Raw genomic sequence first — 16,639 nt, 5'->3', positions numbered from 1 at the left:
CTCAGACCTCGCGGTCTTCCGTCAGACGCCCGTTCTCCAGGGTGACGATGCGGCGGGGATAGCGCCGGATCAGGTCGCGGTCATGCGTCGCCATCAGGACCGTCGACCCCCGGGCATTGGCGCTTTTGAACAGTTCCATCAACTCGATAGTGGTTTCCGGGTCGAGATTGCCGGTGGGCTCATCGGCAATGAGGATCATCGGGTCGACGACCAGCGCCCGGGCCACGGCAACACGCTGCTGTTCTCCCCCCGAGAGTTCCAGAGGGTAGCGGTTGAGCTTGTGCTCAAGCCCCACGTTTTTAAGGGCGGCATAGACCTTTTTGCTGATTTCATAGCGCTTGCGCCCCTGGACTTCAAGTGCGAAAGCCACATTTTCATAGATGGTGCGCCCGGCAATCAGTTTGAAATCCTGAAAGACGACTCCCATCTTGCGCCGCAGAAAAGGGACCTGGCGCCCGCTCATGCGTGTGACGTTGCGTCCGTCAATCAGTATCTGCCCGCGGTTGGGGCGCTCGCCGGCATAAAGGAGCTTGAGAAGGGTCGATTTTCCGGCGCCTGACGGCCCGGTGATAAATACAAAATCCCCTTTCGGGATCTTGAGGGTGATCTGGTCGAGGGCGGCGCTGTCCTTCGAATAATTTTTACAGACATTGTAGATCTGAATCATGACATCCTCGGCAATAAACCGGCCGCGTCAAGCTCCTGGGTTGGGGTCACCACTCGCTGTACGGCACACCGTTCAATCCCACCATATCGCTGCCGCTGAATACATCGAACACCCCGCCTTCTGCCAGCTCTCCATCTTCAAGAGGCTCAGGGGGAACGGTCTCCCAGGTATCCGCAGACTGGGTAAACGGGTCGTCAGGAACCGCCCGCAGGTAACGCGCCTCCACCAGGGAGTCCAGAGAGTCGGGATAGCGGGCGCGGTCGGCAAAATAGGCGTCGATCGCCTGACGCATCTGGTAGAGGTTCTCCGCCAGTGCCGTTTCGCGGGCCTTGATGACGCTGTGCTTGTAACTCGGCACGGCGATGGTCATCAGAATACCCAGGATCGTCATGACGATCATCAGTTCGATCAGGGTAAAACCGGCCCGACCGTATTCGGGGGTCATGCGCACGTGTAAAACCTCATGAATCTACCAGGTGTTGTAGGGCGTCCCATCCAGGGCGATGCCGTCGCTGAGAGAATAAACATCATAGATATCGCTGCCGCTGTGGACCATCGAATCGGGATCATCCTCGTAGGAACGCAGCCCCCAGCCCTCGCCGTAACGATCGAAGGGGTCGCGGGGGATGCGTCGCAGATAACGGCGCTTAAAGGAGAAAAGATCCCCCCACTCCTTTCCATCAACCAGTTCCTCCAGCTCTTCAGGGTATCCGGTATCGTCGACACTCGGCGTGATCTTCTGCTCCGCCACCGCACGCACCCAGTCATCATGGTAGGCATCGATGGCCTCGCGGATATCGCGCAGAGCGCGCTGAAGTTCGATCTCCTTGCTGCGCTTGACGCTTATCTCCGCTAAAGGCAGAGCCACAGCGGCCAGGACAGACAGAATAGCCATGGCCAGCACCAGCTCGATGAAGGTCAGGCCCGCCGATTTTGCAGCCAACCGCGTAAGTTTCATGTCAGGGTCATCTGATCTCGACAATTTTGGATGAAGCCTCAATCTGCAGCCGCTCTCCGCCAGGATCTCGGAAGTTGATGCGCTTCAAGCCGATTTCCGTCGTTCCGGGGGTTTTGGCACGCATCTCCAGGTTGAACAGCTCGCCCGATCCGCTCGCCCCGCTTCCGCCGGTGCCCTGCTTGTAGCCGACGATGATCAGCCCCGGTTCGGCGGAAACGCTGGTGGTGAAAATCGTGGGGCGATCCCCCTGTCTGAGAAAATCCCCCTCGCGCGCTCGCAAAAATTCAAACTTTTCCGGATCATAGGTGACATAAAGGGGCGCACTGTAGAGGCTGTCAACCTCGGCCACGTTGAGACTCAGAGTCAGGGTTTTCCCCGTTTCGACCAGTTCCGGACCCGTGAAAAAGAGTCGGCCCGGGGTCTGCGGCGCGGCAATTTCCAGTGGCGGCAGGTCGACGCGCTCAATCTCCGCATCGGTGGAAGCAGCAATCCAGGGTTCTGCGGATGGCGGCTCGGCCGGTTGCGGGGCTTCACCCCGGGGCAAAGCGGTAGCGAACCGCTCTTCTTGCCTAACTTCCTCAGGGATAGTCGACACCTCACTCTCTTCGACCTGGCGCGAAGACAAAGCCTGAGACCCCTCTACATCCTCTGGAAGCGTTCCATCCTGAGGCTTGCCACCCTCCATGGGGCTCTCCTGCCGGTCGGCTTCGTCCTGACGGGCAGACTCGGGACGCGGCAGATCGGGCTCGGACGGTTTAGTCAGCCGCGGGACAGGCGAAGGATTGCCCTTCTCCAGCTCGGGCGCAAAATCCGGCAGGAACGACCCGAAGTTTGGCCCGGCCTTGAGTTCGTCTTCTCCCCCGGACCAGATGGTCGCGACATTGGCCAGGGGCATCTCAACATTTCTGACAATATGGGGTGTAATCGAGAGCAGAATCTCCCTTTTCTGATCATTCTGGGTTTGGTGAGTAAACAAACGTCCCACCAGCGGCAGATCCCCAAGCCCCGGTATGCTCTTGGTGGTGGAGCTTTTCGTATCGCGGATCAACCCGCCAATGACCGTGCGTTCGCCTTCCTTGAGACTCAGCACGCTTTCGGCATTGGTGGTCGTAATGGTGAAAACCGAGGTGCCGCTCTCCAGGGTGCGACGATCGGAGATACTGCTGACTTCGAGGTTGAGCTTGGTAACGACATGATCGTCGAGTTGGATATTTGGCTCGACATTCAGCTTCACGCCGATATCGACGTACTGAACATTGTCGGAGCGGTTGTCGCCGTTGATCGTGACCGTGATCACCGGCTCGCGCGTCCCAATGTGCACCTTGGCCTTCTCCTTGTTCTTCACCCGGATTTTGGGGCTGGCCAGCAATTCGGTGTCGGTGAGAGTCTTGGCGAAATCGAAGGTCGCCGACGGCAGGGTGTAGAAGGATTCCAGTGAACTGGCGCTGCTGACCAGATTTCCCGTTTCGGTACCTGAACTCAGACTGCTCGATACGATGTTGTCCCCCCCCTCGTTGGCCATGCCCAGGCCAACGGAGTAGGCACTGAGCTGAGCGCCGAGCGTCGTATCATCCCCGCGACTGACTTCGATCAACTCAACATCGAAGACCACTTCCGAGTCGGCGCGATCCGCGGCCTGGAGGACCTGCTGCGACAACCGCACCACATCCGGGGTGTCGCGGATGACCAGAGCATTGAGCTCCTCATGGACAAAGATCTTGCGCAGCTGCAGCATGGTGCGCAGCAGGTTGACGGCCTTCTTCGCATCGATATTGGAAAGATAGAAGGTCTGGATGATCTGGTCCTGGTACTGTTTTTCCTTATCCTTGGTCTTGGCGTAGAGCAGAATAGTCTTGGGATTGAGAACTTTCTTGTCGAGACCGTTCATCTTCATCAACAGTTCAAGGGCCTGTGCGAAGGTGGCCTCTTCGAGATAAACGGTGACCTTTTCTTCCTTGAGATCTTCATCGAAAAGGAAGTTGATCCCTGAAAGCTGAGACAGTATCTGGAAGACATCCCGCAGGTTGGCTTCATTGAATTTCAAGGTGATCGGCTTGCCGGAGGCGATCTCAAGCTCCTGACCGTCAATCACGGTCAACTTCGCATCCGCAACTTTTTCCATGAGAGCCTGAGCGCGTTCATTCCCGGGGTCGATCTCCAGCACGCGGTTGAGAATACGTTTGGCCTGCAGATATTTGCGTGCACGGAAAAACTGCTCGGCATCTTCGACCAGTGTTTGAGCCTGAACCATGCGGCGAACGCGCTGCAGCTCCTGCGCGGCCGTTTCCATGGTGGGGTTGAAGGCCAGCGCCACCTGGAATTTTTCCATGGCGTCGGCCGTGCGGCCAGCTTCTTTCGCCCGCAGCCCCTGCTCAAAATAAAACTTGGCGGCCTGCATGCGGGCTTCCTGCAGCTTGAGGCGATAATAATTGTTCTGTTTCTCTTCCTGTAGAGCCAAGGTGAAATATTCCACCGCTTTGTCATATTTCTGCTCGGCCATTAGCTGCCGGCCCTGCTCAAAGTGCCGGGTACCAGGCGCACAACCCGAGGCCAGCAGCATCAAAACCGCCAGAAAGGCAACGACTCGGCACAACGGCTTGGTCAAGTTCATCTTCATTTCACCCTAGCCCCTGTCTGGGATAATTTATATGCCACGATCTACTTTGCTCCAGACAGTATGGCCCCGTTTTTTCCCTGAGGAGCCTGTTTCGACGGCCTGGAAAGCCTCTGCTCTGTCAAGTTACCGGAAACGTCGCGTTTCGGGAACAACATTGCGTCCCTTATCCGAAAAGGGTGCGGCGCTCCCAAACCCGATCACACCCTGTTCTCCCTCCAGTTCAAGGGTGATGGTTCGGGGCACGCCCCGCTGTGAAACAACCAGACGTTCGTCGTTCATTTCCACCACCCGGAAATCATCGCCGAACGACTCCCCCCTTCGAGCCAGGAAAACTTCTCCACCCGTTTCAAGAAAAACCACCCGGCGATTTTCAATCTCCAGATAACCCAGCACCTCAAAACGGGCGGGCTGAGCTGCGGATTCAAACGCCGGAACCGCAGAAACCGCCGGCATCAAATCTGCCGGATTTTCTTCCGGTTCAGTCCCCATGACCGCAGGGGATATTTCGGCAGGGGCGGGAGGCGGCGGTGTTTTCACGCCGCCGGAATACAGGGGCGCAAAGAGATCCTTTCCCGTTTGAACATACTCACCGCCCCGGTCTTCCCGACCCGGGTCGGGTTCGAGTCGAAGACGCGGCAAACTATCCTCCCCCGATTTCCCTTCCCGGGGGGTTGAGGCTTTGGTCGGCTTCACGCGCCCTTTTGCAGTCTCCTCTTCAGTGCGCACGACCCGCTGCTGCTCCGGCGCCCGGAAGTAGGAATAGCCCAGTGCCAAGAGGAGACCAACCAAACAGACAAGAAGAATTTTCCCCTGACGAGTCATGTTGGATCCGCATGAAAATAGGTCGTAAACCGCAGGTTGAGCAAAACGGGGCGATCCCCCCCGCCAGCGCCACTCAGAGTGATCTCGTCCAAAGTAATCAGCCGGGACGAAGTCTCAATGTCATACACAAAACTTTTGAGCTGCTCATAATTGCCGCTGACGGAAAACATCAGGCTGTACGCCAGAAGAGGCCGCTCCTCCAGTTTCTGTGGGTCATAACCGATGCGATCAATTTCCAGACCCGCCCTGTGGGCCATATTAAAAAGTTCTTCAATCAAACCGGTCAGGTCGCTGTTGGCCGGGATCATTGCGTAAAACCTGGAAAGATCTTCGCGCCCGCGCCGGTAAACGGCTTCAGGGGAATCCTGTCGGGCTCCGAGCTGTCTCATCCGCTCCAGCTCCTGCTGTTGCCGCTCAAGGTTTTGCCGGAGCTGAGCAACCTGCGGCCGCACCATCCGAACCCGCCACACTTGCAGGCCAGTGTTGATCAAAAGCAGCACAAGGAGCAGAACCGGAACGAGACGGTTCTGCCGCCAAAAAGCTGCGAGGAGTGAAGCGCGGGCCATCAGAAAGCCTCCTGAATAAGGAGGGAGAATCGCACTGCGGGCCGTTTTTGCCCGGCAGGGTCTGTCACTTCGGCTCTTTCCTGGCTCAGCAGATAGACCTGATTCAAATCTTCAGACGCCATCAACTGATCGATGAAACGATTCATCTGTTCATTTCCCCGGGCAACGGCCGTCAGGCTCAGTGCCCGTTCGCGATGTTCGGGACGCAAGCTGCGCAGAGAAGCTCCCTCGGGCAGAAGTTGCTCCAACCGCAGAAAAAGCCGGGTCCAGCGGAAAGCATCCCGCGCCAGAATATCGTCGGCGAAAGCAAGATCATCAAGCAGAACCTGATAATCGGTTGAATCAAACGGGGGGGCCCCTTCGTCCCCCAACCCGCCGAGTTGTTCGCGAACCTGCTGCAACTGCTCCTCAAGCCGGCCGATTTCAGTATGGTCCTTCTGCCAGGAGGAAAGACTGAGGCCGAGCCAGAAGACCAGCAACACCGCCAGCAGGGCATACAAAGCATAGAGAGCACGCCGGTTGACATAGGTGCGAGTTGCAAGGTTGAGCGAAATCTTCATGGCCGGCTCACATCATTCTTTCGGCGGCGCCGATCGCTGATGCCAGTTTTGCGTCTGCAGTAAATTGCTGTTGGTGTTCGGGTTCAACCATGCGGGACAACTGAGGGTCGAGCACGACCGGTTCCTTATCGAAAAGTGCTTTAAGAACCTGACTGAGAGAGTCTTTTTCCGTCCAATCGCTATGGAGAAACACCCTGCCCCGCTGAGCGGATCGCACGCCGGAGAGACTGCGGTTGAGTTCCTGAAAAACCTGGTCGGCATCCTCGATAATGGAGCGCACGCGGTAAAAAACCGGAACGTCGTCCTGAAAGATCTCAACGCTCAGCGTCGATCCTTCAACGCCGATCAGAACAAAATCTCCCCCCATCTCCAGTCTGGAGCGATAATAGGCGTACAGATCAAGGGAGTGAAATCCGACCTGGGCCGCGTGGAAGCCGGCCCGGATGACCAACTCTTCATACTGGCTCAGCACGGCGCGATCGATCATCGCTGCAAGGACTTGTTGTCGCCCTGAATCCTCACGGCGTAGCACCTGAAAGTCAAGGTGAATGTCTTTCCATTCTCCAGGTAGATTTTTTTTGAGTTGCCAACCCAAGATATCGCGCCCCTCCTCGCGACTTTTAAAGGGGGTGTCCAATTGCGTCAGGACAATGTGTCCGCTGGCATCAGGCAGCGACAGGGCAATGCGATCTTCGCGCCCCGTCATGGGGCACAGCACATCGGTCAGTGCCTCGACAAATGCATCCGGCCGTTTAACATTGGGTTCACGCCGGGAAGGAACCACCACTCCCGTGTCGAAGCTGAGGCGGCGGGCGGCGCGGAGATGGTGCACCTTCCTTCGGCGGCACAAGGCCACGGCATGCACCCCTTCCTGCGAAATTCTCAGCCCGGGAAAAAGACGACGCAGCACGAGGATCAACCCCTTTCCACAAAAGTTACGCGGTTGATTTCGCGAAAAGTGGATACGCCTTCGAGGACTTTTTCAACGGCCGCCTCACGCAGAAAGACCGTCCCTGCCGCCGATGCCGCTTTTTTGAGCTGCGTGACCGGTGCTTTGGTCAAAATCAACTCGCGCATGTCATCACTGAGTTCGAGCATCTCAACAATGGCGCTGCGGCCGAGAAATCCCATGCCACGGCACTCTTTGCAACCCTCTCCCTCGAAAAACTCATGATCCCGATAACGGTCGGGGTCAAGTCCCGCCTCGGCAATTTCATCCGCTTCGACCTTTGCCGGCCTTCGGCAGTGGGGGCAGATGCGGCGTACCAGGCGCTGAGCCAGAACCATGTTCAGGCAGCTGACGAAATTATAGGGATCGATCCCCATGTGGAGAAAGCGACCCAGAACATCAAACACGTTGTTGGCATGCACGGTGGTGAAAACCAGGTGTCCGGTCAGCGCAGACTGAACCGCAATCTGCGCCGTTTCCGGATCGCGGATTTCCCCGACCATGATCTTGTCGGGATCGTGCCGCAGAATGGAACGCAGGCCGCGGGCGAAGGTCAAGCCCTTTTTTTCATTGACGGGGATCTGCACAATTCCTTTTAGCTGATACTCCACCGGATCCTCAATGGTAATGATCTTTTCCTCCTGGGAATTGATCTCCGTGAGGGCCGCATAAAGGGTGGTGGTTTTGCCGCTGCCGGTGGGGCCTGTGACCAGAACCATGCCGTAGGGCTCGCGGATCTTGCGGCGGAAACGAGAGATTTCCCGTGGCGTAATGCCGAGAACCTCGAGACTCAACCCCTTGAAGTCGGCAGCGATGGATTCCTTGTCGAGAATACGGATAACGGCATCCTCGCCGAAGATGCTCGGCATGATGGAAACGCGAAAATCGATGGAGCGACCGCCGACCCGCACCTTGAAACGTCCGTCCTGCGGGATGCGCCGCTCGGAAATATCGAGTTCGCTCATGACCTTGAGGCGTGAGATGATCGGCCCCTGAAAACGTGTATCAAGGGGTTCGGTCGCCTGGTAAAGTACACCGTCGACCCTGTACTTGATGGCAACCCCGTCGAGGCCCGTTTCGATGTGGATGTCGCTGGCCCGCCGTTTGAGCCCGTCGTAGAGGGTCGAATCGATCAGGCGGATGACCGGGCTGGTATCGGCAGTGAGCTTATCGAGGGAGAGAACCTCCTCGCCTTTTTCCGTTTCTTTGACCAGCTGAAGCTTGAAATCCTCGGAAGCCTCGCGCAGAACGCGCTGCGACCCTTCATTGCTCTCCAGCAGGCGTAAAATACGGCTTTTCGGCGCAACCTTCAGGATAAGGGGCCTGTCGAGTATCATCTCCAGTTGATCGAGGTTTTCAATATCGGTGGGATCATGAATTGCCACCACCAGCGCGTCTTCACGGGTATCGAGCGGGAGAAACTGATGCTTGTGGGCAAGTCCTACCGGCAGCGAAGCCAGGAGGTGTGCGTCGGGAGGAACGGTACCAAGATCGACATAATCAAGATGAAACTGCAGAGCGAGAGCCTGGGCCAGGACATCTTCACTGTAAAGCCCCTCATCGACCCCCGTTTCTCCAAATTTCCGGGCTGAGGCCGGCATGCGCTGCAGAATCAATTCGACCTGGGCAGGAGCGATCGCGCTCAACTCCACCAGGATTTCACCGATTTTCTTACGTTCATATTTCACGCGGCAGCCATCCTAACCTACGGTCCCTGCAAGCTGGAAGATAGGAAAATACATGGCGAGCACAATGCCGCCGATCAAAACCCCCATCACCAGCATCATGACTGGCTCTACCAGAGTCGTCAGTTTGTCGAGACGCCCCCCGACCTGCATTTCATAGTAATCAGACACTTCGGTCAGCATCTCCGCCAACGCACCGGTGGTTTCTCCCACACCGATCATGCGCAAGGCAACAGGGGGGAAAAAACCAGCTTTTTCAAAAGACGGCGCAATCGCCACCCCCTCCTCCACCCGACGCACGGCGTCGAGCATACGCGTCTCAAGGTCTCGGTTATTCAGAGTCGCCCTCGACATACGCATCGCCTCGACAGCGGGAATACCGCCGGAAAGGGTCGTGCTGAAGGTACGGCAGAAACTCGAAATAGCGTAATCACTCAAAAGGCGCCCGAAGAAAGGAAGTCGCAGCAGAAGCCGATCGCGCAGAAGGAGCCCCTTTTCAGAGCAAAGAAAGATTCTAGCAGCGACTCCAAGGAGGAGCAACACAACCAGGACCACCGGCAGATAGCTCACCATCCCCTCGGCGGCGCCGATCACGATGCGGGTCATTAACGGCAGTTCCACGTCCGCATCGGCATAGATAGAAGTAAAACGCGGCACCACCCAGACCATCAGGAACAACACGACCACCGTTACCACACCGGTGAGAAAAGCCGGGTAGAACGAAGCACTGCGAATGCGCGCCTTGATCGCTTCCATGCGGCGCTGGTATTCGAGGTAGCGAGCCAGCGTAACAGGCAGGTCACCGGTTCTTTCGCCCGCCCGAATCGAAGCAATGTAGAGATAAGGGAAATAATTCGGAAATTTTTCAAATGCGTCGGAGAGGGAAGCCCCCCCCTTGACGTCTTCACGCACCTGGCGCAGAACAGCCAGCACTGCAGGCGATTCCATGCGCTCCATCAGGGTATCGAGTACCTGAAGAATCGGCAATCCCGAGCGGATCAGCACCAGCAGCTCCTGATTGAAAGACAGAAACCGCTGTCCGGAGAGGCGCCCGCCGCCGGCATTACTGAAAGAAAAAAATCTCAGGAGATCTTTTTTGATGGAAAAGACATAAAAACCCTGCTCTTCGAGATTGTCTCTCAGCAGCTGCCGGTTGGGGGCATCGAAGTCCTTTTCGACCACCCGGCCATCGGCCAATCCGATTTTGCACCTAAACGTTGGCATGGGCCAGAAAATACCACATCGCCCAACTAAAGGAAAACCTAATTCCCGGCCTGCGCGGCCACTTGGCAAAGGGTGTTTTTATACTGTGATTAATATGATTTCTCATCGTGCTCCACCCCATGGCAGCGTAGCGAACAACTACCACGACGCGCCCCGGTCCCCTGCGGATCAAAGGAAAGCTTTCCCGCCGCGTTGGGCTTAACAACCCGATCATTGAATCGAATCAGGGACGGATAGCGGGTGCTGCCATGAGCGTCATGACAGGAAAAACAACTCGTTCCCGAATCCCTGACCCCGGAGCGCCCCTGGATGTGCAGCGCATGCAGCGGGAAACTCTCGTCATTGAGGATGCTGGTGCGATCGTGGCAGCCATAGCACAGGGCATAAGCGTAGTCGGATTCCGGGCGGCCGTCCTCCATCTCGTAGTTGCGCACCAGAAGTCCGCGGAAACGGCTTCCGTGAGGCCCGGCCGGACCACCGGGATCATCACTGCCGTGGCAATCGCCGCAGGTGATGGTGGACCTCTCTCCCGGCGCAGTTTTGCGCCCCACGTAGGGGTCTTTGAGGCTGATCACATAAGCGCTGGCCCCCTCCCCTTCCACCGGGTGGTAAGAAGGGTTGGTGGTCTTGAATTCGGCATGTTTGTTGGTGAAGCGCGGCGGCAGGTTGGCGCTTTCGGCGTGGCAGCGGTAGCAGAGCTCATATTCATGCTCAATGGGGGCATAAAAATTACCGACCCGCCGCCCGCCGATGCCGCGAAAGGGTTCATCGCGTGTGAGGTCATGGGGGGCATGACAGTCGACGCACTCGGAATGACGCGCAGCACTGGCGGAATCTTCGGGCAACTCCTCGCGCGCGTTATGGACTCCGCGAACGCTCAGGACCGGGTGATTGTAAGGTTTGCGCAGTTCCTGTCCGATGTCATGCAACGAGCCGCGTATTTTCCCCGGATCGAGATAGCCGCCGGAGATCATACGGCTGCGATCGCCGCCTGTCCCGTGACAGTTAAGACACAAGCGCTCTTCGCCCTGCACTGCTATGGCCATCCCGCGATGGCATGCACGGCAGGACTTGGGCAGCAGCCCCGGTTCGCCATGGACGCCGGCAAGGCGGCTCTGAGAGCGAGGTGCCGCGTCGAGAGATGCAGCACCCAGACTGCAGAAGATTGCAATTCCTGCCAGCAGGATAAAATATCGGTTTCTGAACATAAGGCTCGTGCTCATATCAGGGTCGTTTTCATGGAATCAGATCATGATGGTCGTTAATAGTCGGACTCCCCGGACTCCCCCATAATATACCGGCACTTGTCGGCCCACCAATATGACACTGGCTGCAGGTCCATTCATAATCATCATTTTCAACACCGGTGTATTTACGCCACATAGGGAGGTTATAAACCCCATCTCGGGTGTCCACATGGGGATTATGGCACGTATTACACTGCATCCGGTTCTGACCATCCAGCAATCCGTTGCTGCTGGGCAGTTGATAGGTATTTGTTCCGCCGTCATTTTTCTGCGCATTGATCAGACCGGCGACAGTGGTGTCATAAACAAATGAGATGGGATGCGAAACAGACAGATCGATGGTGCCTTCAATAGACATTTGAAGATTAGCCAGCTCAGCAGGCTCACTGACCACCTGGCCGATGGCGGTCACCCCGTCATGGCAGGACATGCACATGCGTGAAGCGCCGTTCGGATAGGTATTCTGTCCGTATTTCGAATCACCTACCACCCCGGCGTCATCAATGACCAAGGAACTTCCTCCATATAACGGAAAAGACCCATCGCCATTTGGACCGACCGGATCCGGTCGATTCCAGAGAGGTCTAGAAGCCGCACCGTGGGGTGTATGGCAGAACTTGCAGATCTGGGTTTCTCCGCCGGCCGGAGCGTGAATGCTGTCGACTCCGCCGGTATTCAGACTCGAGAGATTGTGCGGGTGCGCATTTTCTCCGCCATTGTGCCCAAGACTCTTGGTATCGATGGTGGCGCCATAAGAGAGGCCGCCCCAAAGGGAAACAAGCAAGGCTGCAAACCAGAAGCGCTTCATACGAACCCCGAAAAAATGATACAAGAGTATTAAGAACCTCATTCAATGCACCAACTAGGCAAAGATTTTGTGGAAAAGCTCTTTTCCTTTATGCAAAAAACAATCCGCCACAAGGGTTAAAGCCCGCCAATCGGCAGATACTCAAAAATCTGAACGCGATAATTACAGGAATCAACGGCATATAGTCGATTTGCGCCATCATGGTAAAGTCCGGCAGGCAGACAGAATTGACCCGCTTCATCCCCCGATTTACCGAAATAGAGCAACAGGCGCCCTTCCAGGTCAAAAATCTGAATATTGTCAAAAGCAGCATCAGCCACATAAAGATTACCGTCACCGTCGAAGGCAAGTCCACGCGGCCGTGCGAAAAGCCCGGGCGAATCGCCAAGTCCCCCCACCACACCTTGAGGCAGCCAATCGGGACCGAAAATTTCAACCCGGAAATTCATGGCATCGAGAACCGCAACATGCCCCTGGTCGCTGACAGCAACGGCAATGGGCCGCAGGAAAAGACCGTTCGGTGTTTTATGACTGCCCAGCGCACGGATAAAAACCCCTTCCGGGGAGAAAACAAACACCTTCCCCTGGGTGACGTCGGCAACATACAGATTACCGACAGGGTCAATGGCCAGTCCGGCTGGACGCCCAAAAGAATTCGGGGGCGTAATTTCCCCAACATAGGAACCGTCAGGTCGCAGGATAAAAACCTGGTTGAGCTGGGCGTCTGCAAGGTAAAGCCGGTCGCGGTCGGCATCCAGCGCCAGGCCCGCAGGTGCCCCCAGGGCCACGCCATTAACCTGCCCCATCACCGACGACCGCCCCCGGGATAGATCAAAGGCGTGTACAATTCGCCCTCCGGGATCGGCAATCCAGACGCGACCGCCCCCGTCAGCAGCCACTCCTACCGGATTAATCAAAGGATGAGGAGTTTGATCTTCACCAAAGATAAAACGGGAGAGCCGTCTCCCCTGCCCCTCCTCTGAATCGGGAGTATCGGGAAACGATGTAAGAAAACGGACACGGGGAGAATCAGAAGGCCAGGCAGGACCAATTGCATCAGGAGGCCAGGCAGTCCGGCCACTGCCGACACCAGCGCACCCCAGAGTGAGGAGCAAATGAGACAGTAGAAAAACCCGAAAAATGTGTTTCAGCATAAAGCACCCGCACCATTGTCCATGTTTAATAAATATTATCTAGATATTAGCGGGAAGTTGATGATCGGGTCAAGAACAGGGAAGAAGAAAAGAAGAAGAATGAAACGAAAAATAAAAAAAGCGACGCCCCGGTCTCAGGGTGTCGCTTTTCAAAATGGCGGGGCTGACGGGACTCGAACCCGCGACCTCCGGCGTGACAGGCCGGCGTTGTAACCGACTCTACTACAGCCCCTGGGTCAATAAATTTTAAAAGTGGTGGGCGAAACAGGGCTCGAACCTGTGACCCTCGGCTTGTAAGGCCGATGCTCTCCCAGCTGAGCTATTCGCCCACATATCGAGAAAATGGAATGGCGGGGCTGACGGGACTCGAACCCGCGACCTCCGGCGTGACAGGCCGGCGTTGTAACCGACTCTACTACAGCCCCTGAAGATCCATTATTCCAGATTTTAAAGCAAAAAGAAGGCAGGCATCGTTGATAAGGGACATCAATGCCCACCTTTTATTCTGAGCACCAGGTTTGGAAAAACCGGTAACAGAATGGATAAACGCTTTTAGTTGATGGAATCCTTGAGAGCCTTGCCGGCCTTGAACTTGGGCACCTTGGCGGCAGCGATCTCAATTTTCTCACCAGTCTGGGGGTTCTGACCGGTGCGTGCAGCGCGCTCACCGACGCTGAAGGTTCCGAAACCGACCAGAGCGACCTTGTCGCCGGCCTTGAGAGCATCTTCGATGGTATCGGTGAAAGCTTTCAGAGCCCGCTCGGCTTCCGCCTTGGTCAAACCTGCTTTTTCCGCCATCGAGTTTACAAGATCCGCTTTAGTCACAATAATACCTCCATGCATTAAGGATATTTAAACCCCCCGATAAAACGCGATACTTATAACAGAAGTCCGAAAGGGGTGTCAAGCGCTTTTTCCGGACATCAGGGGCTAGTGGTGAACAGCCTCGTTTTCCTGTTCAGCGCTATCAATCTCGCCACTCAACGTATGACCAGGCACCTTGTCGAGCAGAGCGACTTCAAGAACCTGATCCATGTGGCTGACGGGCATGACCTCCAGCGATTTAAGTATAACAGAGGGCACTTCGTCAAGATCTTTTCTGTTGTCTTCCGGGATAAGAATTCGGTTTATACCACCTCTTTTCGCCGCAAGCAACTTTTCTTTTAGGCCACCGATAGCAAGGACCCTGCCCCGCAGGGTAATTTCCCCTGTCATGGCCATATTTCGATCAATGGGACGGCCGGTAAAGGCTGAAGCCAGAGCGGTCGCCATGGTGATGCCGGCAGAGGGGCCATCCTTGGGGATCGCCCCCTCAGGAACGTGAATATGAATATCGAGTCGCGAATAGAAATCGCGCGGCAACTCAAGTTCACGCCACCGGGAGCGAACGTAACTGATGGCGGCCTGTGCAGACTCGCGCATCACTTCCCCAAGCTTACCCGTGACCGTCAACTTGCCCTGCCCGGGAAGGACCGTCGTTTCTATGGTCAGCAACTCCCCGCCGACTTCGGTCCAGGCAAGACCGGTGGCCAGACCGATTCGGCTTTCATCCTCGCGCAATCCGTAACGGAATCGCGGTACACCGAGATAGCGCTTGAGCGACTGCAGGGTAATTTGAAAGCGTTTGCGCTTATCCTTGCTGGTCACGGTTTCGCGCGCCATCTTGCGGCAGATAGAAGCAATTTCGCGTTCAAGACTGCGCACCCCGGCCTCGCGGGTGTAGCGTCTGATAATCTCCAGCAGAGCCGCCTCACTGAACTTGACCCGCTCAGGAACCAGGCCATGGGCTTCGATCTGCTTGGGAATCAGGTATTTGGTTGCGATATTGAGCTTCTCTTCCTCGGTATAGCCTTCGATGCGGATAATCTCCATCCGATCCTGCAGAGGCCTTGGGATAGAATAGAGCGTATTGGCCGTGGCCACAAACAGGACATTCGACAAGTCGTAATCAACGTCCAGGAAATGATCGTTGAAGGCATGGTTCTGTTCTGGATCTAGGACTTCGAGGAGCGCAGCGGAAGGGTCCCCCCGGAAATCGGTGCTCATCTTGTCGATTTCATCCAGCAGAAATACGGGGTTGCGCGAACCTACCTTGCGCAGATTCTGTATGATCTTGCCCGGCATCGCCCCAATGTAGGTGCGACGATGGCCCCTGATTTCAGATTCATCGCGCACCCCACCCAGTGAGATCCGGGTGAATTCACGCCCGAGAGATTTTGCGATGGAACGACCGAGGGAGGTTTTGCCGACACCGGGAGGTCCGACAAGGCAAAGAATCGGGCCCTTGATTTTTTTAACCAGGGCCTGCACTGCAAGGTATTCAAGGATCCGCTCCTTGACCTTTTTCAGCCCGTAATGATCGGCTTCCAGGATATCCTCGGCGCGCTCGATATCGAGGTTGTCTCGCGTTGCCTTGCGCCATGGCAGAGAAATCAGCCAGTCAAGGTAATTGCGCACCACGGTGGCTTCCGCGGACATGGGCGACATCATCTTGAGTTTGCGCAACTCGCCCAGGGCCTTGTCCGTGGCCTCCTTGGACATCTTCTTTTTCTTTATTTTTTCCTCAAGAGCCCGCAGCTCCTGCTTGAATTCGTCCTTCTCCCCCAACTCCTTCTGAATCGCGCGCATCTGCTCGTTGAGGTAGTATTCCTTCTGGCTGCGCTCCATCTGGCTTTTGACCCGGGTCCGGATGCGCTTCTCGATCTCAAGAATCTCAATCTCTTTCTCCATGAGACCAAGCAGCTTTTCCAGACGTTCGTGGGGGTCTAGAGCAGAGAGAATCGCCTGTTTATCATCGATACCGATATTGAGGTGGGCCACAATGGTATCGGCCAGACGTGAGGGATCGAGAATGCCGGAAACAGAGGAGACCATTTCAGGCGGCACTTTCTTACTCAGGCCGACATATTTCTCGAAGGTGTCGTTAATCCCACGGATCAGCGCCTCGGCCGTCGGGGATTCGGAAACATCCTCGGCGAGCTCCTCGACGTCGGCATAGAGCGCATTATCGTCAGGAATGAAGCGCAGGATTCGGGCGCGCTGTCGCCCCTCGACCAACACCTTGACCGTGCCGTCGGGCAGCTTGAGCACCTGGATGATCTGACACAGGGTTCCGATTTCGTAAAGATCCTCAAATTCCGGATCGTCGACCTTGGCATTTTTCTGAGTCACCAGAAAAAGGGTCTTGCCCTTCTCCATGGCACTCTCTATCGCCTGAATCGACTTTGCCCGACCGACAAAAAGCGGAACCACCATGTGCGGGAAAACGACAATATCCCGCAGGGGCAGAAGCGCCAGGCGATTGGTATCAAAATCCGGAAGATCGGATGTGTCGGTCATCTCAGCCATATCTCATCGCATCGCATCGGGTAAAAAGAAAAAA

15 protein-coding genes and 3 tRNA genes are annotated in these 16,639 nt (G+C 56.0%); all 18 read right to left on the bottom strand.

Annotation, left to right across the window (positions count from 1 at the left end; translation table 11 throughout):
* Position 1: 1 nt before the first annotated feature.
* On the bottom strand, positions 2-667 hold the full coding sequence (gene ftsE / locus GSUB_RS06105) for a cell division ATP-binding protein FtsE (RefSeq protein ID WP_040199749.1): 666 nt from the start codon (positions 665-667) through the stop codon (positions 2-4).
* A 46-nt stretch (positions 668-713) separates the two neighbouring features.
* Positions 714-1,112 (bottom strand): type IV pilin protein, encoded by a 399-nt coding sequence (locus GSUB_RS06100; protein WP_040202174.1) that lies wholly within the window; start codon positions 1,110-1,112, stop codon positions 714-716.
* A gap of 24 nt (positions 1,113-1,136) precedes the next feature.
* Positions 1,137-1,625, bottom strand: coding sequence for a type II secretion system protein (locus GSUB_RS06095; RefSeq protein WP_040199748.1), 489 nt, complete (start codon positions 1,623-1,625; stop codon positions 1,137-1,139).
* A gap of 7 nt (positions 1,626-1,632) precedes the next feature.
* Positions 1,633-4,236, bottom strand: coding sequence for a secretin GspD/PilQ domain-containing protein (locus GSUB_RS06090; RefSeq protein WP_158414047.1), 2,604 nt, complete (start codon positions 4,234-4,236; stop codon positions 1,633-1,635).
* 129 nt (positions 4,237-4,365) lie between these two features.
* On the bottom strand, positions 4,366-5,016 hold the full coding sequence (locus GSUB_RS06085; RefSeq protein ID WP_144401961.1) for a hypothetical protein: 651 nt from the start codon (positions 5,014-5,016) through the stop codon (positions 4,366-4,368).
* Positions 5,017-5,060: 44 nt separating this feature from the next.
* Positions 5,061-5,630, bottom strand: a complete 570-nt coding sequence (locus GSUB_RS06080) for a type IV pilus inner membrane component PilO (protein ID WP_040199746.1) — start codon at positions 5,628-5,630, stop codon at positions 5,061-5,063.
* Positions 5,630-6,190 (bottom strand): PilN domain-containing protein, encoded by a 561-nt coding sequence (locus GSUB_RS06075; RefSeq protein WP_040199745.1) that lies wholly within the window; start codon positions 6,188-6,190, stop codon positions 5,630-5,632. The genes GSUB_RS06080 and GSUB_RS06075 overlap by 1 nt, the downstream gene beginning before the upstream one ends.
* A 7-nt stretch (positions 6,191-6,197) precedes the next feature.
* Positions 6,198-7,100 carry a type IV pilus biogenesis protein PilM gene (locus GSUB_RS17945; protein WP_052464642.1) on the bottom strand — a complete coding sequence of 301 codons (903 nt, stop codon included), beginning with the start codon at positions 7,098-7,100 and terminating at the stop codon, positions 6,198-6,200.
* 5 nt (positions 7,101-7,105) lie between these two features.
* The gene (locus tag GSUB_RS06065; RefSeq protein ID WP_040199744.1) at positions 7,106-8,827 is read right to left on the bottom strand and encodes a GspE/PulE family protein; all 1,722 of its coding nucleotides are present in this window, start codon (positions 8,825-8,827) and stop codon (positions 7,106-7,108) included.
* A 12-nt stretch (positions 8,828-8,839) separates the two neighbouring features.
* On the bottom strand, positions 8,840-10,048 hold the full coding sequence (locus GSUB_RS06060; protein WP_040199743.1) for a type II secretion system F family protein: 1,209 nt from the start codon (positions 10,046-10,048) through the stop codon (positions 8,840-8,842).
* Positions 10,049-10,137: 89 nt separating this feature from the next.
* Complete coding sequence (locus tag GSUB_RS06055; RefSeq protein WP_040199742.1) at positions 10,138-11,256, bottom strand: cytochrome c3 family protein; 1,119 nt, start codon at positions 11,254-11,256, stop codon at positions 10,138-10,140.
* A 28-nt stretch (positions 11,257-11,284) separates the two neighbouring features.
* Positions 11,285-12,103 carry a hypothetical protein gene (locus GSUB_RS19010; protein ID WP_144401960.1) on the bottom strand — a complete coding sequence of 273 codons (819 nt, stop codon included), beginning with the start codon at positions 12,101-12,103 and terminating at the stop codon, positions 11,285-11,287.
* Positions 12,104-12,219: 116 nt separating this feature from the next.
* The gene (locus GSUB_RS06045) at positions 12,220-13,257 is read right to left on the bottom strand and encodes an SMP-30/gluconolactonase/LRE family protein (protein WP_084211788.1); all 1,038 of its coding nucleotides are present in this window, start codon (positions 13,255-13,257) and stop codon (positions 12,220-12,222) included.
* Positions 13,258-13,412: 155 nt separating this feature from the next.
* A tRNA-Asp gene (locus GSUB_RS06040) sits at positions 13,413-13,489 on the bottom strand.
* Positions 13,490-13,510: 21 nt separating this feature from the next.
* Positions 13,511-13,586: transfer RNA gene (locus GSUB_RS06035), tRNA-Val, on the bottom strand.
* A 19-nt stretch (positions 13,587-13,605) separates the two neighbouring features.
* Positions 13,606-13,682: transfer RNA gene (locus GSUB_RS06030), tRNA-Asp, on the bottom strand.
* 127 nt (positions 13,683-13,809) lie between these two features.
* Positions 13,810-14,082: an HU family DNA-binding protein gene (locus GSUB_RS06025; protein ID WP_040199740.1), complete on the bottom strand. Its 273-nt coding sequence runs from the start codon at positions 14,080-14,082 to the stop codon at positions 13,810-13,812.
* Between the two features lie 105 nt (positions 14,083-14,187).
* Positions 14,188-16,605, bottom strand: a complete 2,418-nt coding sequence (lon, locus tag GSUB_RS06020) for an endopeptidase La (RefSeq protein WP_084211786.1) — start codon at positions 16,603-16,605, stop codon at positions 14,188-14,190.
* Positions 16,606-16,639 lie beyond the last annotated feature (34 nt).

The organism is Geoalkalibacter subterraneus (assembly GCF_000827125.1).
GTDB lineage: Bacteria > Desulfobacterota > Desulfuromonadia > Desulfuromonadales > Geoalkalibacteraceae > Geoalkalibacter_A > Geoalkalibacter_A subterraneus.
The sequence above is the reverse complement of the archived record's forward strand: the minus strand, read 5'-3'. Positions and strand labels throughout refer to the sequence as shown.

Coding starts and splice junctions, on each gene's coding strand:
- GSUB_RS06100 (WP_040202174.1), bottom strand. CDS start 1,112: ATGACCCCCGAATACGGTCGGGCCGGTTTTACCCTGATCGAACTGATG.
- GSUB_RS06075 (WP_040199745.1), bottom strand. CDS start 6,190: ATGAAGATTTCGCTCAACCTTGCAACTCGCACCTATGTCAACCGGCGT.
- GSUB_RS06055 (WP_040199742.1), bottom strand. CDS start 11,256: ATGTTCAGAAACCGATATTTTATCCTGCTGGCAGGAATTGCAATCTTC.
- GSUB_RS06090 (WP_158414047.1), bottom strand. CDS start 4,236: ATGAACTTGACCAAGCCGTTGTGCCGAGTCGTTGCCTTTCTGGCGGTT.
- GSUB_RS06095 (WP_040199748.1), bottom strand. CDS start 1,625: ATGAAACTTACGCGGTTGGCTGCAAAATCGGCGGGCCTGACCTTCATC.
- GSUB_RS06080 (WP_040199746.1), bottom strand. CDS start 5,630: ATGGCCCGCGCTTCACTCCTCGCAGCTTTTTGGCGGCAGAACCGTCTC.
- lon (WP_084211786.1), bottom strand. CDS start 16,605: ATGGCTGAGATGACCGACACATCCGATCTTCCGGATTTTGATACCAAT.
- ftsE (WP_040199749.1), bottom strand. CDS start 667: ATGATTCAGATCTACAATGTCTGTAAAAATTATTCGAAGGACAGCGCC.
- GSUB_RS06045 (WP_084211788.1), bottom strand. CDS start 13,257: ATGCTGAAACACATTTTTCGGGTTTTTCTACTGTCTCATTTGCTCCTC.
- GSUB_RS06060 (WP_040199743.1), bottom strand. CDS start 10,048: ATGCCAACGTTTAGGTGCAAAATCGGATTGGCCGATGGCCGGGTGGTC.
- GSUB_RS19010 (WP_144401960.1), bottom strand. CDS start 12,103: ATGAAGCGCTTCTGGTTTGCAGCCTTGCTTGTTTCCCTTTGGGGCGGC.